Below are 26,091 nucleotides of genomic sequence, written 5' to 3' on the forward strand. Positions count from 1 at the left end.
CCATAAGGAGGCAGTGAATTTAAAATTTCATATTGTTTTTTTTCTGTCAATTTTCGAGTATTTGCTTGCTTGTAACGTCTCGTATAATAAACGTAGGGCAGGTGATAAGCGATACGTTTCGGATTGGTACTAAGCCAAATATAAATATTTTGCTTTTATCATTTTTCGTAAACGCCAAATTTTATAGTTGGCGACTTTGCATATAAACACAGACCTTTCGATTAAATTTAAAGCCCTATGTTTTCTTATACATTGTTAGCGGCTGCCCAATTTTCTTCGAAAGTTTTGATCATTCAAATTCTTGATTTTTATTCTATTCAGAAAATGTTGTGAAATTTCCCCCATAGTATTTACTTAAACTTGTGTTTCTAGTCCCCAACCATAGGTTTTCCATCGTTATCTTCAACAGTACAAAACACACCATTATTACTTAGACGCTGTCTCCGAAAAATCAGTAAAGGTTTTTCCATCAAAACGATACAAGCCTGTATTGTTTGTTCCTATCCAAATATTTCCTGCTTCATCCTCTACCATAGACCAAACCTGATAATCTTCTAACCCATCTTGAGTGAAATTTGTGCAAGATTTCCCATCATAACGCCATATACCTCCGGTGCCTCCAAACCTACTCATCTTTCCAGTGAACCAAATATTACCGCTTCTATCTTCTAATATTGGACCAAAATCAACTTTTTCTTTCAGACAAATTGTTTCTGTTGCATCTCCTACAATTGGACTAAATGGAAGCTTCTCTGTAAAATCGGTAAATGTTTTTCCATCATAACGAAAATAACCATTAGTTCTTCCCGAGAACCAAATGTTTCCCGCTTTATCTTCTAAAATATAGGGCACCCAAACATCCCCATTCGGTTTATAATTGGTTATGAATTTTCCATCGTAACGGCTAACACCTTCTCCGCCTCCCATTCCCGAACAGAACCAGATATTACCGTTTTTATCTTCTAACATTCGCTCAACCGATTTAAGTTGCAGGCCATTCTTATTTACAATGCGCTCATTATTTAGAAAAGCAGAAAACAAGTTCTCTTTATAAATATAAACTCCTTTATTAGTGCCAAACCAAAGTGTTCCATTTTTACTCTGCATCATAGCCCCTATGGTAATTCTTGAATCTGAATTACTAGTTAACGTATTATTTGAATTTGTTTTTTCCAAGGAAACTCTATCTATCTTTTTCCCATCAAACTTAAATAAACCATCACTGGTACCAAACCAAATATTTCCACTAAAATCTTCTAAAATAGACCAAACAGAATTATTACTTATGCCATCTTTAATGATAAATTGAGTGAATAATTTACTATCATAACGATAGACACCTTCCCCAGTCGTACCAAACCAAAGATTTCCTTGTTTATCTTTAAGACTACAATGGATATTATCACCAAAACCAGAACCTTGTGTTTTTACAAGTTTAGGTGCTCCAATAGTAGTTGTATCTGTGTTTTTTAAGTCATCTGTTGATTTAGTTTTGACTTGTCCATTGCAAGAAATATAAAATACTAGTATTAGTAGACTATATATAATTTGTCTGTTAAAGAGATGCTTAATCATAGTTTCATTTTGGCTTTTATATTTTTATTTGGAAGTTGATTTATTTTCGTTAAGGTCACTGGTGGTTGCCGCTAACGATTGATGTATAAGGCGTAATGTCCCGTTAGGGCATTATGACTTTATACATTCGTGTTGTAGTTAGTTCTTTATAATCGAAAACCTAATCCGATTTTCAGAATATTCACATTTCTATTGAATTTAATATCAGGAACTTCATTTTCAACTCCGAGCTTAACAAAATCGTATTGAATTTGTGCGAATAGCTTTTCCGTTATATCATACGCAATTCCGAAATTGGCATTAATTCCGCTTTGAGTATCGCTTTCACCAGAAACGTCAAGTCCATTATTAGTTCCTGATGGATCGAAAATCATCAAAGTATAACCGAGGCCTACGAATGGATGAAATTTAGTGATTGATTCCATGTCAAGTTCTACAAAAATCTTTGGCTGTATTGAATATGATGTAACTTTGAAATCTTGTAGTCCATTGTTTTTATTTGAATTATTCAATAAAACTCCACCGTTGAATGAAGCTCCAAGATTAATTATATTCAAGTCAAGAAATCTATACTTTGCTCCAATATCAATAATTCCGCTATAATTTTTTCCAATGAAATTATCGTCAATTGGAAGAGGGTAGCTCGCTTCAATACTAAATTTTGAATCTTGAGAAAATGATTTAATTGTTAAAATCAATAATAGTGCTAATAATAGTTTTTTGTTCATTTTTCAATTTTAATTAACTACAACGGTTTGTGTATGAAATGTAGCGTGCAAAAAGACACTAACTTTTCGGATAAACACAGAGCCGAATTTTTATATTTTGTTTTTACTTTTTTTATTTAAAAGCCAAATTTAAAAATTTGGCGGTCTTTACAAATAAGTACAAACCTTTCGATTTAGCACTTACTAGCTATGTTTTATACACGTTGTTACCACACGTATTCTTTTTAGGAACAAGCCCATCCAAAACCTAATTCTTTATCATTATCAGGACTTTGAGTTAAATGGCCTATTCCAGCATCTCCAAACATATAAGGTAAATTATCCTCCGAATCAAGTTGAAATAATAATTCCATTTGCTTTTCCGTTTCTCGGTCAAATGGATATTCTACTGATTGTATCCAATATGGCCAGCCATACAATTTGTCTTTTTCTATTGGCAGTCCAACTCCTCTTTCTTCCATAAGTTCATAGACATCATCATCCAAATCCAGTTCAATTCCTAATTGGTCGTATTCTTCAGGATGTGGATAGTCGTCTTTAGAAGTCCATTCGATAATTAGTTTTTCATTAAATAATTCATCTATTAACGGTTCAATAGATTCAGATTTTCCATTAACCTCAATTTTTCTGCATTCAACAGATTTGGAAAAAGGAAAAAATGCTTCTAAATCAGATTCACACAAAGGCTCGCTTGTCGTACAATAGAATAGTTGTATTAATCCATCTTCTTTATTTTTCGGTAATTCTTGCAGATTTAATTGAAGAAACAGTTGCATATTCTTTTTGCAATTTGGGCATTTGGGCCAATCATTTTCATTCCTCAAATATGGAAATCCGCCTACTTTAGATTTGTCAGAAAAAGTGTTTTCGTTTTCTATAGTAGTTGGCAAAAAAGCTTTTCTCTTGAATTTATCAAGTGTTTTAATCGTTTCTCTATATTCCTTTTCCACATCAATTGACTCTGAATGGTTCTCAACTTCAATTTTTGGTTTATCAGGTTTTCCAAATAGTTTTTTAAAGAGATTCATATGTTGTTGAGTTCAGTTTTTAATGTGTGGTAACGTTTTGTGTATGATTAGTTGCGTGGTTCAGCAACTAATTTAGTAAACAAATACTTGCCAGAGAAAATACCGAAGGAATTTTCCAAATAAGCACTTGCCATAGCAATTAATTATACACTGTGTTGTGCGTAGGTTTTTTTCATTCCGATTCAGTCAATTTTATTTCTTTCGGTTTTTCTGGAAATCCGATTAATTTCTTTTCAACGATAAACATTTTCGTTTCTCCATCAGTTAATTTAATAGTATCTGTTTGTCTCTCGTATTTGCCAAAATAAATTCCAGTCGTCGAACCATTTGGCTGGTTTGTCATATCCGAAATGGAGAAGTAGTCAGATTTTTTCGATAGACTAATTTCATAGTTTTTTTCTCCGATAACAAAGTCAAACCGTTCTGATATTCGTTCGTGATAATTCATAAACCACAAATTCCATATTCCGAAAAATATTAAAGGACATACAATTGAATTTATAAAAAAGAGATTCGATAATTTACTTTTAAATAGATAGAAAAGAATTCCGATTATAATATTCAATACAAACAGAAATGGAATAAATATTATAATTCCAAGTGAAACACTTGGGTCGGGTTCCAATTGGTAAGTCCAAAATCCTAAAAGTATAATTTCAAGGATTAAAATTCCAATTCCGTATTTAATTATCTTTTTAGAGTTCATTTGTCAACTTACGCACAACAATATTATAATAGCAATTGCTATTATATTCCATGTATTTATTTCAAATCTAGTGGATTTTTAATTGATTTGAAACTGTTTATTGCCACTTGAGTATAAATTTCTGTTGTTTTTGTACTACCATGTCCTAGCAGCGTTTGAATATACCTTAAGTCAGTACCGTTTTCTAAAAGATGAGTAGCAAAACTATGCCTTAACATATGCGGAGTTACTCTCCTGTTTATCTTCGATTTTTCTGCTGCCTTAACTACTATCTCTTTTACACTACTTCCACTATATTTAGTTCCTTTTAATCCTTCAAACAGGTATTCTTGTGGTTTCCACTCTTTATAATATACTCTTAATTCTTTTAACACAGTTTCTGATAACAATGAATATCGGTCTTTATTATTTTTTGCGTTTTTAATATGAATTAGCATCCTCTTACTATCTATATCTTGAATTTTTAATTCTAATAGTTCACTTCTTCGTAGTCCAGCAGAATATAACAGGCTTACAATACAACGATGTTTTATATTATTGGTATTGGCAATCATAGCGAGAATTTCTTCTTTTGATACTACTTGTGGAAGCTTTTGTTCTTTTCTCGGTCTTTCAATACTATAAAATCGATTGGGCATTCCCATTACTACTTCGTAATAAAACTTAATGCTATTGATCGTTTGATTAATATAACTATTAGATTTGTTTTGTCCAATAAGTAATTGCAAATATGCTCTTATCTCCTGTTCGGATAATTCCACAATATCCTTATCGGGATACTGATTTATGAACTTTTCAAATAATGAGATGTATATTTTGCAAGTATTTAGGGCATATCTTTTGAGTTCTAATTTCAGAAGATATGCTTCTGGTACATGCTTATAAGAAGCAGTCTTCGTTCTGTTTCGATACCAGTTAACATCGACAGGCTCATTTTCTCGTATCACTTTCTCTTTAAAAAAGGAATTTCCATTAATCCAAGCGACACCCCTAAATTTTTCAAAAACATGATTTAAGTTTTCTTTGGTATGGATAATATACACCATTGCAAACTCTCTGCTCCATTTGGGATTGGGGAGTTCTTTTATCAATGCCTGGATCACCTTATCAGGATGAAATTGTAGCCCAATCATTTTTTGTTGATCAATTAACAAGTGTTTCAGCGTGATATGTTTACCAGAGAATTTCATGGAAGATCAAATATGATGAACGGAGAAATTGCGGACAAGTATATCCGTCGAATTAAACGTCTAATAAACGTTTAATTTGACGGATAGGTAACATTTTTAAAAATAAGGACACTATCTTAGAAAGATATGTTATGAATCGAAATTGTACGTATTGTAATGAGATTTTTGAAGGAAGAAAAGATAAAAAGTTTTGCTCTTCCTATTGTAGATCTGCTTTTTATTATAAAACGAATAAAGAGAAAGAAAATACCCTGTTTAAAACAATAGATCAACAGCTGAAGACAAATCGTAAGATTCTTAAAAATTATAATCGAGCAGGGCTTGCAACCATTCGTAAAGAAAAACTACTACAAGAAGGATTTAACCCAAAATATTTTACACATTACTGGAAAAACAATAAAGGGCAGGTCTATCTTTTTTGTTATGAATATGGTTTTTTGGAACTAAAGGATTCTGGCAAAAGGAAATATGTATTGATCCAATGGCAAGAGTATATGAATAGTATTTAAAATGAAAAACCATACTATTGTATAATTAATTACAAATGAGAAGGTAAGAGGTTAATCAAAAAAAATCGCAATTAACATAGTAACAAATATGTATAATTACGTCCTATTACTAAAAATAATTAACTGTTGTTTGATGAAAAATATACTAAATGAGATCATACAAGTATTGAAAACAGGTTATGTTTCACGACAAAAACATACGGTAAAAGAAAATATCAAGACTTTTGTGAAAATTGTAGTGTTTGTCATTTTTCTTAGGATTTTGTTGATTACCCTTTCGGGTATAATATTGCAATTTTTAGGCATTGAAATACCCGAGAATTTAACACAAATAAGTTTAACAGAACGATCATTTATAGACAGGCTATTTTTAGCAATTATTTTAGTGCCAATCTTAGAAGAGTGTGCTACCAGATTGGGATTGGTTTTTAGTATAAGAAATTTTGTGATTACTACTTCATTATTACTTTTCTATATGTTGCATTATGTAATAAATAAAGCTGAAATCGTGAGTTTTATAGATCATATATCCATGAATCAACGAATTCTAATTGCAAGCATTTATGGAGTATTTATGTTTGTTTTATTAATCAGGAATAATAAAATTACAAATAGCTTATCCAATTTTTGGAGTACACACAAACGAAACATTTTTTATAGTTCTTTTTTGTTTTTTGGTTACATGCATGTATTTAATTATGAATTGACGGTTCAGAATCTCTTAATTTCTCCAATTTTACTAAGTTCTCATTTCGTAATGGGTATATTCTTGGGTTACATTAGGTTTAAATTTGGTTTTTTTTCAGCAATAGGTTTGCATACATTGAATAATTCGTTGAGTTACATAAAGTACCTCTTTTAACTAATATAATTCCAGATATTTTTGTGCTTTGCCAGTTGTTGATAGGTAAAAAGTAATACCTTATTCTTGTCCTGTGATAAAGAAGGGTCTTCTTTTAGAATTTTCATCGCATAGTACCTGGCCGTTTTGAGAATATCATTATCCCGAACGATATCGGCTATTTTTAGAGTAAGCACGCCACTTTGTTGGGTGCCCATTATATCTCCTGGTCCACGTAATTTTAGATCTACTTCTGCGATATCAAAACCATCATTGGTGCGCACCATAGTTTCTAGCCTTGTTTTACTATCTGAAGATAATTTATGACTGGTCATTAAAATACAAAAACTCTGTTCTGCCCCACGACCTACACGACCGCGTAGCTGATGCAATTGGGATAACCCAAAACGTTCTGCACTTTCGATAATCATCACACTGGCATTTGGTACATTAACACCTACTTCGATTACTGTGGTGGCGACCATAATATTCGTTTCGCCCTTTACAAAACGCTCCATTTCGTAATCCTTATCAGCTGGTTTCATTTTACCGTGTACAATTGATATCTGATAATCGGGAGTGGGAAAGGAGCGAGCAATACTTTCATATCCATCCATTAAATCTTTATAGTCCAACGCTTCTGATTCTTGTATTAACGGATACACAATATAAATCTGTCTTCCTTTTTGGATCTCATCTGCCATGAACTTAAAAACTTTTAAACGGTTACTATCATAGCGGTGTACGGTTTTGATAGCTTTTCTTCCGGGTGGTAATTCATCAATTACAGAAATATCCAGATCCCCATATAAACTCATCGCTAAGGTTCTTGGAATCGGTGTTGCTGTCATTACTAAAATATGAGGTGGATACGTATTCTTGTGCCAAAGCTTAGAACGTTGTGCGACACCAAATCGATGTTGCTCATCTATGATCGCTAATCCCAAGTTTTTAAACTGTACTTTATCTTCCAACACGGCATGTGTGCCAATAAGGATGTGTAGTGTACCTTCTTCTAATTCCTGATGAATTATTCTGCGCTCTTTAGCTCTAGAGCTTCCCATTAGTAACTTAACGTTGATATTCAGATCTCTGGTTAGTGCCAGTATCCCTTGATAATGTTGATTTGCTAAGATTGCTGTTGGCGCCATTAAACAAGCCTGAAAACCATTGTCTATGGCCAGTAACATCGTCATAAGTGCAACGATTGTTTTCCCGGATCCTACATCTCCTTGTAGTAATCGATTCATCTGCGCACTGCTTCCGATATCTTTTCGGATTTCTTTGACGACTCTTTTCTGAGCATTGGTTAGCTCAAAAGGTAAATGGTTGTTATAGAAATTAGTGAAATATGCACCAACTTCTGTAAACGGAAACCCTTTGATCTTTTGCTTTCGAATGAGTTTTTTGGTAATAAGCTGTAGCTGAATGTAAAATAGCTCCTCAAACTTTAATCGATACTGTGCTTTGGCTAATAACTCTTGATTTTTAGGAAAGTGAATGTTTAAGATAGCTTCACTTTTGTGAATCAATTTTAACTCGGTTCGTATTTCTTCTGATAAGGTATCATAAAATCGTGCTTTGGTATCTAAAAATAATTGCTGCATCATCTTGCTCACGACACGATTGGTAATCCCTTTATTGGATAGCTTTTCTGTAGATGGATAAACCGGCTGCATCATCACTTTCAGATTCTTTTCGTGTTCAGAAAGTAATTCCATTTCGGGATGGGGCATACTAAAACCATTAAAGTATTTTGTTTTTCCAAAAATTACATAAGGTGTATTGAGTTTTAGGTTTTCTTTAATCCATTTATGTCCTCTAAACCAAACCAGTTCCATGGTTCCGGTATCATCGATAAATTTGGCTACCAAACGTTTCCCTCGTTTTTGTTCGACCGTTTTGATATGTACAATCTTACCTACAATTTGTACCTCTGCAGAAGTTTGTTGTAATGCATTAATTTTATAATAATGCGTTTTGTCTATGTATCGGTTCGGAAATAAATTGACCAGATCCTGATAGGTATGAATCCCCAATTCTGTGCGTAACAGATCAGCTCTCGAAGGCCCGACACCTTTTAAATAATCAATAGGAGTTTGTAAGATATTTGGATTCATTGAAGCGAAGATACTATTAATCACAAAAATGTTCAACCTGGATTTTTATGATCTATACTTCAGGTTCCATGCAAATCTTGTCACATAACCAGACTAAAATCGTTATTTTGGCAGAACATTTGATTATTGACCTGTATGCGATTTATATTATATCTGATGATGAGCGTTACTGCTGTTAGCATCACTGCACAAGAAGCAAACCCCGCAGTAAATAAAAATAGTAAGAAAGAACAACCCGCCGTTGATTTTTTAACCGCAAAAGCAACGTTATTTCTGGATGCTAGTTTTAGAAAAGTAGAGGGAAAAATCACGTATACCTTTACCATTTTGCAATCCGTAGATACTGTTGCCATTGATGCTCAGAAAATGCAACTCATGGCAGTATTGTTAGATAGTAAAAAAGCAAAAGTCGAATACGATAATACGGCTATTAAGATAGCATCAGATTTTAAAAAAGGTACCAATCATACGGTCGAAATTCAATATATCGCTGTTCCACAAAAAGCACTGTATTTTCTAAAGGATTATCAGGGTAATGATCAAATCTGGACACAAGGACAAGGAAAATATACGTCTAATTGGCTCCCGAGTTTTGACGACATGAACGAGAAGGTAGTGTTTGATATGGTGATTAATTTTGATGCTGGCTATGAGGTGATTGCTAACGGAAAATTAATAACCAAACAAGCTGTAAATGATTCTATCCAACGATGGGAGTATGATATGAAACAGCCAATGAGTAGTTATTTACTGGCGTTGGCCATTGGAAAATATGAAAAGGTGGTAGAAACATCAGAAAGCGGTATTCCTTTAGAAATGTATTACTATCCGCAGGATAAAGACAAATTTGAACCGACTTATAAGCATAACAAAAAGCTGTTTGATTTCTTAGAAAAAGAAATAGGGTATGCATTTCCGTGGCAAAATTATAAACAGATTCCGGTAAAAGATTTTCTATATGCGGGCATGGAAAATACAGGCGCCACTATTTTTTCTGATGCTTTTGTAGTCGATAATATTGGGTATAATGATCGCAACTATATTAATGTCAATGCACACGAACTAGCACACCAGTGGTTTGGTGATTTGGTGACCGAAACTGAAGGGAAACATCATTGGTTACAAGAAGGCTTTGCTACCTATTATGCGTTGCTGGCAGAAAGAGCGATTTTTGGTGAAGAATATTTTCAATATAAATTATATGAAAGTGCCGAGCAGTTAACCGAGCAGTCCAAAGCAGCTCACCCTACGTCTTTGTTAGATCCAAAAGCGAGCTCCTTAACTTTTTATCAGCGGGGTGCCTGGGCGTTACACGCACTAAAAAATAGAATCGGAGACGCTAATTTTAAGGTTACTGTGACGAATTATCTAGAGAAACATCAATTTAGTAATGTGACTACTTCAGATTTTATTAAAATAGCAGCGCAAGTGAGTGGTCAGGACTTATCGGATTATCAGAAAATATGGTTAGAAGCCACTGTTTTTCCTTCTCAGGAAGCGCTGGATATATTGACAACTTCTTCATTTATCAAAAAATATTTAAGTCTCGCAGCAGAACGTACACAACCATTAGCAGGGAAATGGGGGACATTGGCCACGGCTTTGGATTTTCCTGTGAATGAGTATTTAGGGCAAGAAGTGGTTTATCAGTTAGAAGGAGAGACTTCTCAAGAAGCTATTGCGTTGTTTACCAAAGCTTTCGAAACTAATAATATCTATGTGCGTCAGGCAATAGCCAATACAATGCGTACGATTCCAAAGAGTGTACAAAAACAATACGAGTCGTTATTAAAAGATGAATCGTATGCTACGATAGAACCCGCATTATATCATCTATGGGCTAATTTTCCTGCAGAAAGAGCTAGATATCTGGAGCAAACCAAAGATATTATTGGTTTTCACGACAAAAATGTACGTATACTTTGGTTGATATTAGCACTCAATACTCCAGATTATCAACGAGAACGACATCAAGAGTTTTATGCAGAGCTATCTGGGTATTCGTCTCCAAAGCATCACTTTAGTACACGAGAGAATGCTTTTACATATCTAGAAAGTCTACAAGCGTTTTCGGATCAATCTTTGGCAGATCTATTAGATGGTGCATTACATCACAACTGGCGATTTCGCAACTTTTGCAGAAAAGTACTGGACAACCTCCTTAAGAATGCTAAGTTTCAAAAGAAATACGTAGATTTAAAAAATAATTTGCCAAAGAGGCAACAAGAATTTTTAGAAAAGAAATTAACCCCATAAAACAGAATATGCGCGCATTGGTAATTTCCGGAGGAGGAAGTAAAGGAGCTTATGCAGGTGGTGTGGCTCAATATTTAATGCAAGAACAAGGTAGGACCTATGATCTTTTTCTGGGTACATCTACCGGTAGTTTATTAATTCCTCAATTAGCACTGAGCAATATTGATAAGGTATACGATATTTATACCAATGTAAACCAACAAACGATCTTTAGTGTTAATCCTTTTAGAACAAGAAAAAAGGGAAATCGTGAGTTTGTTTCTATCAACTTTTTTAATACAATCATGCAATTTCTAAAGCGTAAAAGAACCTTTGGCGAAAGCAAAAACCTGAGAAGAAATATACGTAGAAATTTTTCTGAAATAGAGTTCGAACTTGCAAAGAAGAGAGTCAAAGATGTGGTCGTTACGGTATCTAATTTAACTAAAAATACTACAGAGTATAAGTCTATCAATGACTTCTCTTATGAAGATTTTTGTGATTGGATTTGGATTTCCTGCAATTATGTGCCTTTTATGAGTTTGGTCACCAAAAATGGATGCGAATATGCTGATGGTGGCTTTGGATGTATGGTTCCTATTAGAGAAGCGATCCGAAGAGGCGCAACAGAAGTAGATGCGGTAATCCTCGAATCCGAAAATATGGAGCATAATAAAGTTCTAGGTAAAAATCCATTTTCGTTGATGGTCAACCTGTTTAGTTATATGTTTGATCAGGTAGAAGGTCACGATACGGTGGTAGGTAAATTAGCCGCTAAAAATAAAGATGTAATACTCAATTTATATTATACACCATCCAAACTCACAGAAAACTCCCTGGTTTTTAATAAAAAACTCATGCGCAGTTGGTGGCAACAAGGGTTTGAGTATGCAGCCGAAAAAGCAAAACATGCAGAAGAGAATAAACTAAAAGATATTGATATGGCAGGTTGATTGTTATGGCGATGATGGCGTCCGGGCTGGCTATCCACTATATCTTTTTTTTGTCTATTATGCTGAGTAAGGCAACGTAGATACACAAAAAAAAGGATGCCGTTTCTATCCTTGACGCATCTATAGTTTTTAATTTAACGTATTTAGATTTTAGTTGACTTTATGAGGTAGGTTAACTGTTTTCTATTTCGAGTTCAAACTCGAGTTGACTTGGTCTTATGTCGGAGTTACTCAAAATTTTACCGGTATCAGAAACGATCGCATATTTCGGAATAGCCGTTAATATCATTTTTTTATTATCCACAATGTGTTTTGGATAGAGCAAAGAAAACAAAGGTTGAACCTCCTGCATGTCAAGCCAATAATTTTTTTCCGATCTATAAAATCTTCATCGATTGAAACAGTAATAATTCTGCATCAGCGTCTTTATAGGTATTTTGCTATTTCTTTAAATAACAGAGCCTCCTTTATGCAAAGCACATACTAGGTAGCTTAAAAATCAAAGACTAATAGTTTCTCTTTAAAGGATTTGATAGCTAGTATAGAGCCCTCAATAGTTTTTGATTTACTATTAGGTACTTGATTTCCCTCTGTAACGGTTGTCATACGTTTCTCTTTGATAAGAGGAGGTATGTTTACAGGTTCCTTTTGTGTTTTGTTAGAGTTAAAATGATCTTTACAGCTGTAACTAACGAGAACTATGGCTGCTAAGATTTGTAATCTCCATAATAATCGATGCAATACCATTTAATATCTGCAATGGTTACTGTAGAAACGAGAACACATACTTAATTTCTTAAATAGCATTTGTCTAACGATAGCACTTGGTTAAAATCTTTAGTTTATCAGGTATTATTCAATCTCTCTTTACATATAGCGTTGTACATTCAAAGATCAATTTTTCCTTTATTTTAATGCATTTTATTTCGGTAAAATCAGTAAACAAAGGGTGTTATCTTTCTGTTTTCATAAACTTATCCACTTGTTTATTATTGATCAGTAAGAAATATAAACCTTCAGAAAGTTTTTCTACAGCGATGCTTTCCGGAACATCGGATCTATCAATTACCGTTTGTCCTAAACTGTTAACCACTTTTAGGGAAAATCGATTCTTTAATCCAGTTACTCCACCAATATGTAATACTTCTTTTGCCGGATTTGGATATAATACAAGTAGCTCTTCTGGCGATTGGATGTCAATAATCGATAGAGACTGAAACTCGATATCTTCAGAAAAAGCACTACATCCTCCTTCGTTATATACTTCTAGTTTATAAATCCCCGTCTCTTCTGCCAAGTATGTTGCCGAATTAGCTCCCGTAATAGGTTGATTATCAAGATACCATTGGTACGAAGCATAGTTTTCTACTACTGAAATTTCATTGTTTTCAGTATTAATCGTTACAGTCGGTACAGTTGGTGTTTCAGAGACATTTACTTCGACCACAGCCCGTTCTGAGGTTTTACAACCTCCAAGTGTAGCAATTTCCCAGTTGTATAGGTAGTAATAAAATCCTTCTGGATCGGTGGTAGCAGAACTTCTTTTGATATTAATTACGTTATCTACAGTGTATGGATAATTAATATTTGTATTACTTCTAAAAAGATTAGCTTCTTCCAGAAATCCAATTCCCATATCGGTTCCGGCAGGAATATTCATATTGATATCGATCGTGTTTTCTCCATCAGGAATATTTATGGTTTTTGTATCGATAATAGTTCCATTGACATCTATTAATTGTAATGTTCGGTTTCCGGATCCTTGTGCAATTACTGTTGCTTTTTTAAGGATGATCGGTTGCTCTGTATCGAATATTAGATTAAAACCTCCCTGATGTATATTGCCAGAAGTCTGATTAATATCTTGTATACCTGCAACAGCATCAATAATAGATTCTGTAGTTCCTGTTACATAAAAGGTTTGGTTTTGTGTAAGATCCGAAATTTCTAAGGTTGGGCCTGTTGCTAGAATAGTATCACTATTCTGTGAATCATACCATATATATCCATTACTACCCGATGCAGTTATTGTTGCCACATCTCCAGAACATAATGTCTGTGTACTGTTATCTGGTAATGAAGGAATATTAATAGTGACCAGACCCTCTTTTATATTTGTGTCTTGTCCTATGGGGTTTATAGCAGTTAAGGATACGGTGTATATTCCATCGGTTGAATAGGTGTGAACAGGATTTTGTTCTGTAGATGAGTTTCCGTCTCCAAAATCCCAAAGAAAAGATGATACCGTATTAATAGAAGTATTCCTAAAATTAACCTGATCGCAATTTATGGAAGCATCGAAATTGGCAATTGGTGGTTGATTATTATTTCCTGGGGTGTACGATCCTGAAATTTCATAAAACCCTACAGAGGCGTAATCAGAATATCCGCTAGAGACGTTGCCTTCTCCAACTCCATCAATTTCTATAAAATAAGTACCTCCGGCCAAAGTAGTATTGATAGTAGCACTAAGATTATTAGTGGGGCTGGATAGTGCGAGTTCTTCTCCTGTGCCGTTAATAATTCTGGCTTGTATATTAAGATTGGGATAATAAGGATCGGGGTCAATATTGAAATTTACCTCTCCACCGGCTGTAATGAATGAAAATACGTCTTTATCTTCTTTTGTTGAAATCAAAGCCTGATGTAGTGAAGGATCTACAGTGCCATCAGAATTTGCCTGTATCGGTGTCGCCTCAGTGATAGTATCGGCGTGGTCATCCTTTTTATAACCAAAACCATTTCTGTTTCCGGCAATAATCGCCATATCATCTTCTTGTGTAATCGCATTATCGTACTCACCTTTACTCCATTGACCAATGGGTTTGCTGGCACTCCATCCCATAATCGGACTCCACGATCCATGTCCTGCATAATATTGATTTTCAGGAACTCCGTCATGTGATAACCCTAGTGTATGTCCTACCTCGTGAGATCCCGTCTCTCCTGCAGACCTAGTTCCATTATTATATACCCAGCAAGGGTTATCTATAGAGGTATTAGAAAATGAATTGAGATAAGCTACACCTCCGGATCCGGGAGCTGCATCATTGGTAGGAGTAAAAATACACATCATCCTTTTGTTGATCGGAGTATTTTCGAAAGTAGTTCTATCTGTAGTGATATTAATATCAAAAGGTCTAAAGTCTTCTGCCATAATTCTCCAGATTTCCGTTATTTTTGAATCACTGTATCCGGTAGGCTGGGCATTGATCGTACCCCCGTTTACCCACCAGGTATTACTAATTACTTCGCCATCAAAATCTAAGTAAACCGTATATTCGGATCCGGGAAGACTGGATAATATCGGAGCTCTTGTTGATGCTTTACTCGTATCAACTTCACCAGTACTTACCTTTTCATAATCTATACATAGCACTTCATGGATATTAACTTTTTGAATAAAAATTTCATTTACATTATCCGAAGAATATTTATAAGCAATTTTTTCTTCGTACAACACAATATGACCCGATATCAGATGGTTTTGTTTGGTTATGTGAAAGGTCGAAGTTTTAGAATTATTAATGCTTCCTATAATGGTATATGAATCCGAGCTGCCATCTCTTTTAGTAATAGTCCCGGCATATGATAGATCTTCTGATACTTGTAGCGTAATAGTATTAGATTTTGCATTCCAAAATTTACCGGAGAATACTTTTTCACTTCCTAAATTAAAAGGACGGCTTTCCTGAGAAAATATACTAACGTGATAGAAACACAGGATTAGCAATAAAAAAAGTTGTGCGACCGTTCTGTTTTTAAGCTGTAAGGTACGTTTGCTTTGTTTCGTTTTTAAGAGCGCAATTATTTTCATTTGAACAGATTGATAGAGTTTATTATTACGTTTTGATTTAAAGATACAGATGACCTGTTTGGATCATGAAAACAAGCTTTCATATCCTTAAATCTTCTATCTGGGAAAATGAATGTAGGAGGGATAAACGTTTTCCGAATTAATTTTGTTTCGAGAAACATTTTTTGAGGGTGTCTGAAATCCTCAAAAAAGAATTTATCAATTTACACAAATATCTATGTTGTTTTACACGGTAAAACTTTCATATAAAACTTAAAAATAATCTTTTTAGTATATAAGCTTAAATTAGTTCCACTCGTAAAAAAAACTTTTTCTATTTAAAAAGGTTCAATAAGAATAGTCATGTTTTTTTTAAATAACTATATATCAGTTTTTTACGGTTTTTTATAGAGCTATAATTATTTGGTTTTTAAGAAGGTGATTCTCACAGTAAATTTAAGATTATTAGATAACAAGTAGTTTTATAGGATATAAAACGTTGTTGGGTAGAACCAAGATAATGCTCAGGATTGATATTGTAATCAATAAATCGTTAGCGTAGTGCATATTGTAATGAATATTTTAAAACAGATCGGATACTTCACTTTTGATCGCTGCTAATGCGGTGTCACTGGGTGCCCCTTTTTCTACCGTAGTTGTTAACATAACTTCTCTCATTTTATCCGCAGAATCTACGTCTTCTTTTAAAACGGTTTTACGAATTAATGCAATTGTTCCGTTTTTGGCTGCCTTTACAATATTCCAACATTCATCAGAAATATAAATCTGTTGGGTAAGGTTGTGCTCAAATTCTTGCTCTATGGTGTTGACTAGTAAAGATTCATACCTTTTTTTATCCGTATCCAACGGAGGCGTTCGTAATAATAATTTACCAGGAGAAATACGCTCTAAAAATAATGCCATCCGCTCATAAGCTTGTAGCCTTAGCGGTAACGATTGTTTTTGATTTTCTTTATGTAATAAAAACCTTCTTCTTCTTTCTTCATTGTCCGTATGTGTCTTGAAATAGTACAATGCCAACAGCGTAATAAAAAGAGAAGGTATTAAAGCCAGTAATAAAGGAATGATTTCTATGTTCATGAATTTTGTTTTATGATTGCCGTGGTTTTTTATAATGTCCACCTAAAAAAGAACAATTTTTTAGATCTAGTATACTGCTATACGCTACAGGTGTTTTATTATATTCAAAAGAGTCTTCGAGGGTTTTGGTCAGTTCACCGTCATCTACATTAATATCAATATCTTTCATGGTAAACTGACAGGGATGCTCATATCCGGCCGCGTGGGTGATTTCTATCAATTCTTTTCTAAATGATTTAAAATACTGTGCCAGTCTATCTGATTTAAGAGGGACATTAATTCCTTTTTGTAACCACCTACTCTGGGTAGCTATTCCACTTGGACATCGGTTGGTATGACACACCTGGGCTTGTATACAACCTATACTCATCATGGCTTCTCTGGCTACATTGATACAATCTACTCCCATAGCAAATGCCATGGCAGCTTTTGCAGGAAATCCTAATTTTCCACTACCGATAAAAACCACCCGATCAGTAAGGTTATGTTTCTGAAATATCTTATAGATTGCAGTAAATCCATAAATCCAGGGTAATGATACGTGATCCGCAAAACTCGGTGGCGCAGCTCCGGTTCCACCTTCACCACCGTCTATAGTAATGAAATCAGGACCACGATTTGTTTTTACCATTAATTCTGCTAAGCGTTCCCATTGCTCAGTTTTGCCAATAGCAGCTTTGATACCAACGGGTAATCCGGTTTCTGAAGCGATATCTTCAATCAGCTGTAATAGTTCAGGTACGTCCTTAAATGCTTTATGAGTAGAGGGAGATAGTACATCTTTACCCACTTCGACACCTCTTATTTCTGCGATTTCGGAAGATATTTTAGCTCCCGGAAGCACACCTCCCTTACCAGGTTTTGCACCTTGTGAAAGTTTAATTTCAATGGCTTTTATAAAAGGGTTCTTTTCTACAAGATCCTTCATTTTTTCCATTGAAAAGTTACCGTCATCACTGCGTACTCCAAAGTAACCTGTACCAAAATGAAACACAACATCACCACCATTGCTGTGATAAGGTGATAATCCGCCTTCGCCAGTATTATGATATGCTCCTGCATTTTTTACACCAATATTAAGGGAGTCTACAGCACGTGCTGATAATGATCCAAAACTCATCGCAGAAACATTGATCGCAGAAGCAGGTCGATAAGGTTTTCTACGTTGGTTATATTCGCCCATTACCTTTGCACACGGTAAAAAGTTATTGTCCAGCTTGTTAGGATGATCGGCATCCATCTGGAAAGGAATCATACAATTCTTTACAAAAATATGTTGATGTTGATAAATATCTCTATCTGTTCCAAAACCTTCGTAATTATTTTCTTTTTTTGAAGAAGCATATACCCAACCTCTTTCGATTCTATTAAACGGCAGTTCTTCCCGATTGTTTGCGACAAAATATTGCCTCATTTCAGGGCCGATGCTTTCTAATAGATATCGCAAATGCCCGACGACCGGATAATTATGACTTATTGTATGTTTTCGATTAAAGAAAATATCACGTAATGCTACTAAAACCAATGCGATTAAAATCCACATCCACCATGATATCGAGCTTAGAAAATCTAATATAACATTCATTCTAACCTATGTTATTGAGCATTTAAATAATTTATTGCTAATTGAGACATTACTTTAACGCCTAGAACCAGACCGCTTTCATCAATATAAAAATCCGGGGTATGATGTGAAGCAGCTTTTTCTGTATCTGGTGATTTTCCTCCCAGAAAGAAATAAAATCCGGGAACAACTTCCTGAAAATACGAAAAATCTTCTCCTCCTGTTGTTGCTTTTGATAAAACTACATTTTCTTTTCCGGCAATTCCCTGAATAGTTGGTAACATTTGTGTTACCAGTGCAGGGTCATTATAAGTTATTGAGGTATTATTTTGAAAGCTTATTGTAGCTTCACCACCATAAGCTTTAGCAATGGCAGGAACCATCTCGTTCATACGGCGAATAATCATGGTACGCATTTTAGGATCCAGCGTTCTCACAGTTCCTATCATTTCTGCGCTTTCGGGAATGATGTTAAATCGCACGCCGCTGGTAATTTTACCTACTGTGATCACAGCCGCTTCATCTACCAGTGGAGATTCTCTACTGATAATCGTTTGTAGACCGTCAATTATTTTTGCAGAAATTAAAATAGGATCAACGCCTGTCCATGGAGCAGATCCATGAGCTTGCTCTCCTTTTACATCAATTACAAAACGTTCTACTGCCGCCATAGTTCCACCAGGTTTGTAGCGTATCATTCCTACTGGAGTTCCAGAATTAATGTGCAATCCAAAAATCGCATCGACATCTGGATTTTTAAGTACTCCTTCTTTAATCATTAGTTTTGCTCCACCTTCTTCTCCAGGTGGTGGTCCTTCTTCGGCAGGCTGAAAAATGAATTTCACCGTACCTGATATTTTTTCTTTGTTTTTACTTAACACTTCGGCTACCCCCATTAGGATGGCAATATGCGTATCGTGACCGCACGCATGACTTACACCAACTTCAGTATCAAGAAAAGTAGTTTTTACAGTAGATTTGAACGGAACCTCTGCACGTTCTGTAACCGGAAGCGCATCAATATCTGCTCTTAAGGCTACTACCTTGCCTGGTTTGTTTCCTTTTAGAATACCAACTACACCTGTTTTTGCTACATTCTCTGTTACTTCAAAACCTAGACCTGTAAGATATTTTGCTATTTTTTTGGCAGTTTCGAATTCGCGATTAGAGAGTTCTGGATGTTGATGAAAATCCCTTCTCCATTCGATTACTTTATTTTCAATATTTTCTGACAGTGATTTTACCTCAGGATCAATTTCCTGAGCTTGTATCGTATAGCATATTAGCAGTAAAGCAATTAATATCTTATTTTTCATGGGTGAGTAGCATTAAAAATTAATGAGTTTGTAATGTTCGTTTTGTAGTTGCACTAAAGCTGTCATTGCAGATAAAGAAAATTGTACGTTCGGGTGTACATCTGATTTGGATATGTTTCGATACGCAGCAGTTTGACCACATAAGATGATCTGCACTCCTTTTTCTGAAAGTGCTGATAGCAAAGGTGCATTAGGATTGTCTATACCATACTTTGCAAGATAGTTCTTGTTATGTAGTAACTCATTAGCAGCGCTTCCGTGAATGACCAGTGCTACTTTTAGGTTTTCAAATGGAACTCCTGCGGCAACATGCATATTTAAATATCGTGCTGCAGTTGTAAGCAGGGGATTTACTTTTGTACTATCTCCAAACGAACGCCCTACATCGAATACAGCTTTTAATTCGTTTTTGGTATCTGTTTTAAAATCAGGGTTTTTAACGTCATAGGTGTCACCGAATGTTGTGATAACGTTTCCTGTTTTTGATTTTTGTTGGCAAAAAAGAGAGGCCGGTAAAACAACCAGCAGAAATAAAATTGTGTGTTTCAAGCTAACATTTTTTTGGTTTCTAAAGATATTCAAAAATCTATTAAAGGAAAGTTAAAATATAGTTTTGATATTTTGTGAAATGAAAAAAGCATATCTAAGATGTCTCAAAAATATGCTTTTTACATTAAAATTAGGTGCTATAATTTTACAAATTTACCGATAGATTTGTTGTCAATAAGGATGATATAAAGACCACTGGATAGCATACTAAGATCTATCTCTGATGTTATTGCAGATGCTACAATGATTTGTCCAGAAGTGTTTACTATCCTAAGATCCTTTTGATTTATGGTTAGGCCATCAATCTGTAAAATATCTCTGGTAGGGTTAGGGTAGAAATTAAAAATTCTGGTTCCCTGACTTAGATTAAGCTGGGATAAATCTACAGAGAATGCTTCAGAAAAAGCAGTACATCCTGTTTCATTAAATACTTCAACGTTATATTCACCAATTAGATCAGGAGTGTATTGAGAATTATTGCTATCCGCGATAGCTTCACCTTCATAATACCATTGATATTGTGCATACACGGGGTCAACCGACAGGCTTTGAGTATCAGCAATACTGATGGCAGGTGGTTCTGGATTTTCTTCAACAATAATACTAATCGCTGTTCTGGTATTGGTCGTACAATTATCAAAAGATCCAGCTACATAGTAGGTTTGACTAGATTGTAACGCAGCTGCTTCAAAAGTAGATCCCGTAAATAGTATATTACCACCAGTAGGAGTATCATACCATTCAAAATTACTGTTTCCGGTAACGGTTAATGAAGTAGATTCACCAATACAGATACGTTGGTCTTCTCCTTCTGGTTGCTCTGGAATATTAATGACGATAAAATCATTCCGCTGACGGGTATCTTGTCCTGCACTGTTAGAGGTGGTAAGCGATACACTGTAGGTACCACTATTAGTATATGTATGTATTGGGTTTTGCGCTGTAGAGGTAACTCCGTCCCCAAAATCCCATAAATAGGTGTTTACGTTGTTAATCGTGGTATTATTAAAATTAACCGTTGCGCAATTGGTTGTAGCTTCAAAATTGGCAATAGGCGGTTGATTATTATCCCCCGGGATATATCTACCAGAAATAAAATAATTTCCAATCGAGGAATAATCCGAATATCCATTACTTAGATTCCCTTCTCCCACACCATCAATTTCAATAAAATAAGTGCCAAATGTAAGATCAAGATCAATACTAGCGGATAGTCCTGAAGGATCAGAAATTGCTATTTCTTCTCCTATTCCATTGAGTATTCTGGCTTGTATATTGAGGTTGGGATGATCAGGATTCGGTTCAAAATTTAAAGATACGTTGCCTGTTTCAATTACAAATGAAAAGACATCCTTATCATTTCGATTATGTATAAAACCATAATTTTGATCAGAACTAACGTTCCCGTCTGTATCAACCAAGATGGGTGTAGCTTCTGTGATGATATCTTGATGATCATCTTCTCTAAAACCAACTCCATTTTGTGTTCCAGCAATAATTTGTACGTCATCCTGTTGTTGATTAGCATTGTCATATTCGCCCATACTCCAGTGACCAATGGGCTTACTGGCACTCCATCCCATGATTGGAGACCATTGTCCGTGACCAGCATAATACTCTTCTCCGGGTCTCCCGTCATGACTAAGCCTAAGCGTATGTCCTACTTCGTGAGATCCGGTTTCTCCTGCAGCTCGTGTAGATAAGTTATAAACCCAACAAGGGTTATCTGTACGGGTTGAAGAAAAAGAACCTAAATAGGCAACTCCTCCTGAAGAAGGAGCTGCATCTTTTGTAGGAGTGAAGATACACATCATCCTTCGATTGTGGGGTGCGGCATCATAGAGATCTCTTCTAGTAGTTATATTAAGATTAAATGCGCTAAAATCTTCTGCCATTATTTTCCATATTGCAATAATCTTTTGATCCGAAAAATTTGGAGATTGCGCATCGATAGTACCACCACCCACCCAGCTGGTTCCAGAAACTACTTCTCCATCAAAATCTAGATATATAATCCCCGGTGCTCCGGGCAGGCTCTCAAGTTCTGGAGCCATTTTAGAAAAAACTTTATTTTTATTGATGTCGGTATTATTTTTTTCTTCTGGTACGTTCTCAAAATCGATACAAACTAATGAATTGATGTCTACTTCTTTTATATAAACCGTTCCTTGGGTATCTGAATATATTTGATACCCTGTTTCTTGTTTCCTAAGCACAATATTTCCTGTAATTTCATTGCTATTTTTATATAAAGTAAAGGAAGATAGTTTCTCGTTATTGATGGTGCCAATAAGTGTTGTATTCGTATCATTTTCTTTATGGACCGTGGTGCGTAATATAAGAGGATTCTTTTTTGAGAAAATGTTAAGAGATAACCCTTTTGTTTTATTACTGATTAAATTTCGTACAAAACTATCGGGATTCTCGGCTATGGGTATGGGTTTTTTATTCTGAGCAGACATGCATACGATACTCATGATTGATGTAAGCAGTAGCGCTATTTTGTTGTAGTAGTAGGTTTTCTTCATTTTGGATGTTATTGGATAAAATAGTTTTGAAAATGCTTTTTCGTTTTTGACTTTAAATTAAATAAACACGAAACAAATTAGCATCGATGAAAACATAACAGAGGTAGGAGCGTGTTTATTGTGTAAGCGGTTTATAAATAAAAACTCTCGATACACCACAAAGATAACATCGAGAGTTTTTGGTAATAACAAAGACCATTTTAAGAAATACTTATGATTCTTTCTAGTGGTATAATGGTAGCTTGTTTAAGAATGACTTCTTTATCAGTGATTCCCCATATCGTGGTTTCTACTTTTTTGAATCCTTTATTGTCTACAAATACAATTTTTACCTTTTGGCGCTCTAAGTTGCCCAGAGATAATGCCCGTTGTAACTCTAAAATACGATCTATTTGATCTTTTCTTTTATTGAGTACATCTTCTTTAGGAAAGGTTAGGAATTTGATGTTTTCTTTTTCAATAGACTGAATGTTTGCGTTTGGGGACATAGCGATACGATTAAGTTATACGTAGGAGGTTATTCATACTTTTTAGTAAAAACTTCTTAAATATATGCTTTTTGTCTCTAATTATTGCTTTTTAACGATATTTTTTAAGAAAAAAGATATTAACAATATAAAGATTATGGAATTATAGCAATAAGATTCTAGTAGCATATTTGAAACAGCAAACGTTGATGATTTGTTTATAAATATACCCGATAAAAGTTCAATAAAATAGATAGTTTACTTAAATTTCGAGGCTTATAAAAATTGAAGACTTGGAAGAATATTTAGATGGATTAAATGATGCGCAACGAGCCCCAGTATTACAGAAAGATGGTCCTATGATTGTTATTGCGGGGGCAGGTTCTGGAAAAACAAGAGTGCTTACTTATAGGATTGCTTACCTTATGTATCAGGGGGTTGATGCATTTAATATTTTATCGTTAACATTTACTAATAAGGCCGCACGTGAAATGAAAAAGCGTATTGCGGATATTGTAGGTGCTAGCGAGGCTAAGAATCTTTGGATGGGAACGTTTCATTCTATTTTTGCAAAAATTCTTAGAATTGAAGCAGATAAATTGGGATACCCTTCGAACTTTACGATATATGATACACAAGATTCTCAGCGATTGATATCCTCGGTGATTAAAGAGATGGGATTAGATAAAGATATCTATAAGTACAAACAAGTTCAGTCTCGTATTTCTTCCTACAAGAACAGCTTGATAACGGTCAAAGCATATTTTCAAAACCAGGAGTTGGTAGAGGCAGATGCTATGGCCAAAAGACCCCGTATGGGAGAGATTTATCAACATTATGTAGATCGCTGTTTTAAGGCTGGGGCGATGGATTTTGATGATCTGTTATTAAAAACAAATGAATTACTGAATCGTTTTCCGGATGTGCTGGCAAAATATCAAAATCGTTTTAGATATATATTGGTAGATGAGTATCAGGATACGAACCATTCTCAGTATTTAATTGTAAAAGCTTTGTCAGATAAGTTTCAGAATATTTGTGTGGTAGGTGATGATGCACAAAGTATTTATGCGTTTCGCGGAGCAAATATTAATAACATCCTTAATTTCCAAAGGGATTATGATAATGTGCAACAATATCGATTAGAACAAAATTATCGTTCTACTAAAAACATTGTAGAAGCAGCAAATTCTATTATCGATAAAAACAAAACGAAACTAGAAAAAGTGGTTTGGACAGCAAATGATCCCGGACCCAAAATACTTGTAAATCGATTACTAACAGATGGTGATGAAGGAAGATATGTAGCAAGTTCTATTTTTGAGAACCAAATGCAACACCAATTGACTAATGGTCATTTTGCTATTTTGTATAGAACCAATGCGCAGTCTCGTGCTATGGAAGATGCCTTACGAAAAAGGGATATTAAATATAGGATTTATGGCGGATTATCTTTTTATCAAAGAAAAGAGATCAAGGATGTTTTAGCTTATTTGCGTCTTATTATTAATCCTAAAGATGAGGAAGCTTTAAAGCGTGTTATCAATTATCCTGCAAGAGGTATAGGCAATACTACCGTAGACAAATTAGTGGTTGCAGCTAATCATTATGACCGATCTATTTTTGAAATCATTGAAAATCTGGATCGCATAAACTTAAAAATAAATAGCGGAACGAAAACCAGACTCGAAAACTTTATGAATATGATTAAAAGTTTTCAGGTAACGAATCAGACCGAAGATGCTTTTGTATTGGCCGAGATGGTAGCCAAGAATACTGGTTTACTTCAGGAACTTAAAAAAGATGGAACACCAGAAGGCATTGCTCGCATAGAAAATATAGAAGAATTGTTAAATGGTATCCGTGATTTTGTAGAAGGACAAAAGGAATTGGCAGATGAAACGGGATCTCTTGCAGAGTTTTTGGAAGATGTAGCGTTGGCAACGGATTTGGATCAGGATACAGGTGATGATGATAGAGTGGCATTAATGACTATACATTTGGCAAAAGGACTAGAGTTTCCTTATGTGTATATTGTAGGTATGGAAGAGGATTTATTTCCTTCCGGAATGAGTATGAATACCAGGTCAGAATTGGAAGAAGAACGTAGATTATTTTATGTAGCCCTAACCAGAGCAGAAAAGCAGGCTTATTTGACCTATACGCAATCTCGTTATCGATGGGGTAAACTGGTGGATGCAGAGCCAAGTCGTTTTATTGAAGAAATTGATTCTCAATATTTAGACTATATCACTCCAATCGACACTTACCGTTATAAACCTTTAGTAGATACTGATATTTTTGGAGATGTAGATAAAAGTAAGCTACGACTCAAAAAACCAGTGTCTGGATCACCACCGGTCTCTCATAAACCGTCTGAGGAACAATTGCGTAAGTTGCGAAAACTAAGACCTATATCAAACGGGACTACAAATGCTCCCAAAACAAACCTTTTTGATAGTGACCTTGTACCAGGTACTATAGTGGAACATATGCGTTTTGGTAAAGGAAAAATTCTTCAGCTAGAAGGGGTTGGTCAGGACAAAAAAGCAGAAATTAATTTTGAAAACGGCGGAATTAAAAAACTATTGTTACGGTTTGCAAAACTTAAAGTAATTGGATAGCATTGCGTTTCTCTATCCTTAATTAAGCCTTTTTAAATTAGGACTACATGGTTTCGGATTTCAAATTCTAATTATTTCAAGATAGAAATATCTTCATTTTGGTTATTTGATAATATGCCACTTAGATAACAATATCAATAGCTAGCTTTGGGTATGTCTTATTTTCAAAATGTCAATTAATTTGAAAAAAAACAATATTCATTGCAAAATAATCACCTTTCTTTTTGAAGAATATAAAATAGTAGCCTTTTTAACTTAAGT

18 protein-coding genes are annotated in these 26,091 nt (G+C 34.7%); 4 read left to right on the top strand and 14 right to left on the bottom strand.

The genetic code is table 11. The features are described from left to right. Window positions 1-426: 426 nt before the first annotated feature. The 5 genes from ACWGOQ_RS23000 to ACWGOQ_RS23020 all read right to left on the bottom strand — a co-directional run bounded on the left by ACWGOQ_RS23000 (window position 427) and on the right by ACWGOQ_RS23020 (window position 5,170). Entirely contained in the window at window positions 427-1,575 is a 1,149-nt protein-coding gene (locus ACWGOQ_RS23000; protein WP_452060151.1) for a ligand-binding sensor domain-containing protein, read from the bottom strand. A gap of 146 nt (window positions 1,576-1,721) precedes the next feature. Then, window positions 1,722-2,303 (bottom strand): outer membrane protein, encoded by a 582-nt coding sequence (locus ACWGOQ_RS23005; protein WP_452060150.1) that lies wholly within the window; start codon window positions 2,301-2,303, stop codon window positions 1,722-1,724. A 224-nt stretch (window positions 2,304-2,527) separates the two neighbouring features. Next, on the bottom strand, window positions 2,528-3,331 hold the full coding sequence (locus ACWGOQ_RS23010) for a DUF1963 domain-containing protein (protein ID WP_452060149.1): 804 nt from the start codon (window positions 3,329-3,331) through the stop codon (window positions 2,528-2,530). Window positions 3,332-3,503: 172 nt separating this feature from the next. After that, window positions 3,504-4,037: a hypothetical protein gene (locus ACWGOQ_RS23015; RefSeq protein WP_452060148.1), complete on the bottom strand. Its 534-nt coding sequence runs from the start codon at window positions 4,035-4,037 to the stop codon at window positions 3,504-3,506. Window positions 4,038-4,093: 56 nt separating this feature from the next. After that, on the bottom strand, window positions 4,094-5,170 hold the full coding sequence (locus ACWGOQ_RS23020; RefSeq protein WP_452060147.1) for a tyrosine-type recombinase/integrase: 1,077 nt from the start codon (window positions 5,168-5,170) through the stop codon (window positions 4,094-4,096). A 188-nt stretch (window positions 5,171-5,358) separates the two neighbouring features. Between ACWGOQ_RS23020 and ACWGOQ_RS23025 the strand changes: the two genes are divergently transcribed. Beyond that, the gene (locus ACWGOQ_RS23025) at window positions 5,359-5,736 is read left to right on the top strand and encodes a hypothetical protein (protein ID WP_452060146.1); all 378 of its coding nucleotides are present in this window, start codon (window positions 5,359-5,361) and stop codon (window positions 5,734-5,736) included. 858 nt (window positions 5,737-6,594) lie between these two features. On the opposite strand, the gene recG is transcribed toward ACWGOQ_RS23025, so the two are convergent. Continuing rightward, window positions 6,595-8,697 (bottom strand): ATP-dependent DNA helicase RecG, encoded by a 2,103-nt coding sequence (recG, locus tag ACWGOQ_RS23030; RefSeq protein ID WP_452060145.1) that lies wholly within the window; start codon window positions 8,695-8,697, stop codon window positions 6,595-6,597. A gap of 135 nt (window positions 8,698-8,832) precedes the next feature. On the opposite strand from recG, the gene ACWGOQ_RS23035 reads away from it, so the two are divergent. Both ACWGOQ_RS23035 and ACWGOQ_RS23040 read left to right on the top strand, forming a co-directional pair. Next, the gene (locus ACWGOQ_RS23035; protein WP_452060144.1) at window positions 8,833-10,953 is read left to right on the top strand and encodes a M1 family metallopeptidase; all 2,121 of its coding nucleotides are present in this window, start codon (window positions 8,833-8,835) and stop codon (window positions 10,951-10,953) included. Window positions 10,954-10,961: 8 nt separating this feature from the next. Beyond that, on the top strand, window positions 10,962-11,885 hold the full coding sequence (locus ACWGOQ_RS23040) for a patatin-like phospholipase family protein (RefSeq protein WP_452060143.1): 924 nt from the start codon (window positions 10,962-10,964) through the stop codon (window positions 11,883-11,885). 172 nt (window positions 11,886-12,057) lie between these two features. On the opposite strand, the gene ACWGOQ_RS23045 is transcribed toward ACWGOQ_RS23040, so the two are convergent. The 8 genes from ACWGOQ_RS23045 to ACWGOQ_RS23080 all read right to left on the bottom strand — a co-directional run bounded on the left by ACWGOQ_RS23045 (window position 12,058) and on the right by ACWGOQ_RS23080 (window position 23,227). Next, window positions 12,058-12,237 carry a hypothetical protein gene (locus tag ACWGOQ_RS23045; RefSeq protein ID WP_452060142.1) on the bottom strand — a complete coding sequence of 60 codons (180 nt, stop codon included), beginning with the start codon at window positions 12,235-12,237 and terminating at the stop codon, window positions 12,058-12,060. Window positions 12,238-12,837: 600 nt separating this feature from the next. Further along, complete coding sequence (locus tag ACWGOQ_RS23050; protein WP_452060140.1) at window positions 12,838-15,702, bottom strand: T9SS type A sorting domain-containing protein; 2,865 nt, start codon at window positions 15,700-15,702, stop codon at window positions 12,838-12,840. A gap of 561 nt (window positions 15,703-16,263) precedes the next feature. Beyond that, the gene (locus ACWGOQ_RS23055; RefSeq protein WP_452060139.1) at window positions 16,264-16,782 is read right to left on the bottom strand and encodes a DUF7935 family protein; all 519 of its coding nucleotides are present in this window, start codon (window positions 16,780-16,782) and stop codon (window positions 16,264-16,266) included. A 10-nt stretch (window positions 16,783-16,792) separates the two neighbouring features. Then, window positions 16,793-18,367: an FMN-binding glutamate synthase family protein gene (locus tag ACWGOQ_RS23060; RefSeq protein WP_452060138.1), complete on the bottom strand. Its 1,575-nt coding sequence runs from the start codon at window positions 18,365-18,367 to the stop codon at window positions 16,793-16,795. A gap of 11 nt (window positions 18,368-18,378) precedes the next feature. After that, complete coding sequence (locus ACWGOQ_RS23065) at window positions 18,379-19,662, bottom strand: amidohydrolase (protein WP_452060137.1); 1,284 nt, start codon at window positions 19,660-19,662, stop codon at window positions 18,379-18,381. Between the two features lie 12 nt (window positions 19,663-19,674). Continuing rightward, window positions 19,675-20,211, bottom strand: a complete 537-nt coding sequence (locus tag ACWGOQ_RS23070) for a DsrE family protein (protein WP_452060136.1) — start codon at window positions 20,209-20,211, stop codon at window positions 19,675-19,677. Window positions 20,212-20,348: 137 nt separating this feature from the next. Then, entirely contained in the window at window positions 20,349-22,739 is a 2,391-nt protein-coding gene (locus tag ACWGOQ_RS23075; RefSeq protein WP_452060135.1) for an Ig-like domain-containing protein, read from the bottom strand. Between the two features lie 200 nt (window positions 22,740-22,939). Then, the gene (locus tag ACWGOQ_RS23080) at window positions 22,940-23,227 is read right to left on the bottom strand and encodes a hypothetical protein (protein WP_452060134.1); all 288 of its coding nucleotides are present in this window, start codon (window positions 23,225-23,227) and stop codon (window positions 22,940-22,942) included. A 272-nt stretch (window positions 23,228-23,499) separates the two neighbouring features. Between ACWGOQ_RS23080 and ACWGOQ_RS23085 the strand changes: the two genes are divergently transcribed. Then, on the top strand, window positions 23,500-25,830 hold the full coding sequence (locus ACWGOQ_RS23085; RefSeq protein WP_452060133.1) for an ATP-dependent helicase: 2,331 nt from the start codon (window positions 23,500-23,502) through the stop codon (window positions 25,828-25,830). Window positions 25,831-26,091: the final 261 nt, after the last annotated feature.

Source organism: Aquimarina ulvae (assembly GCF_053613295.3).

Excerpts from the sequence above, each read along its gene's own strand:
- ACWGOQ_RS23000 (WP_452060151.1), bottom strand. The coding sequence starts at position 1,575 with ATGATTAAGCATCTCTTTAACAGACAAATTATATATAGTCTACTAATA.
- ACWGOQ_RS23005 (WP_452060150.1), bottom strand. The coding sequence starts at position 2,303 with ATGAACAAAAAACTATTATTAGCACTATTATTGATTTTAACAATTAAA.
- ACWGOQ_RS23010 (WP_452060149.1), bottom strand. The coding sequence starts at position 3,331 with ATGAATCTCTTTAAAAAACTATTTGGAAAACCTGATAAACCAAAAATT.
- ACWGOQ_RS23015 (WP_452060148.1), bottom strand. The coding sequence starts at position 4,037 with ATGAACTCTAAAAAGATAATTAAATACGGAATTGGAATTTTAATCCTT.
- ACWGOQ_RS23020 (WP_452060147.1), bottom strand. The coding sequence starts at position 5,170 with ATGATTGGGCTACAATTTCATCCTGATAAGGTGATCCAGGCATTGATA.
- ACWGOQ_RS23025 (WP_452060146.1), top strand. The coding sequence starts at position 5,359 with ATGAATCGAAATTGTACGTATTGTAATGAGATTTTTGAAGGAAGAAAA.
- recG (WP_452060145.1), bottom strand. The coding sequence starts at position 8,697 with ATGAATCCAAATATCTTACAAACTCCTATTGATTATTTAAAAGGTGTC.
- ACWGOQ_RS23035 (WP_452060144.1), top strand. The coding sequence starts at position 8,833 with ATGCGATTTATATTATATCTGATGATGAGCGTTACTGCTGTTAGCATC.
- ACWGOQ_RS23040 (WP_452060143.1), top strand. The coding sequence starts at position 10,962 with ATGCGCGCATTGGTAATTTCCGGAGGAGGAAGTAAAGGAGCTTATGCA.
- ACWGOQ_RS23045 (WP_452060142.1), bottom strand. The coding sequence starts at position 12,237 with ATGCAGGAGGTTCAACCTTTGTTTTCTTTGCTCTATCCAAAACACATT.
- ACWGOQ_RS23050 (WP_452060140.1), bottom strand. The coding sequence starts at position 15,702 with ATGAAAATAATTGCGCTCTTAAAAACGAAACAAAGCAAACGTACCTTA.
- ACWGOQ_RS23055 (WP_452060139.1), bottom strand. The coding sequence starts at position 16,782 with ATGAACATAGAAATCATTCCTTTATTACTGGCTTTAATACCTTCTCTT.
- ACWGOQ_RS23060 (WP_452060138.1), bottom strand. The coding sequence starts at position 18,367 with ATGAATGTTATATTAGATTTTCTAAGCTCGATATCATGGTGGATGTGG.
- ACWGOQ_RS23065 (WP_452060137.1), bottom strand. The coding sequence starts at position 19,662 with ATGAAAAATAAGATATTAATTGCTTTACTGCTAATATGCTATACGATA.
- ACWGOQ_RS23075 (WP_452060135.1), bottom strand. The coding sequence starts at position 22,739 with ATGAAGAAAACCTACTACTACAACAAAATAGCGCTACTGCTTACATCA.
- ACWGOQ_RS23080 (WP_452060134.1), bottom strand. The coding sequence starts at position 23,227 with ATGTCCCCAAACGCAAACATTCAGTCTATTGAAAAAGAAAACATCAAA.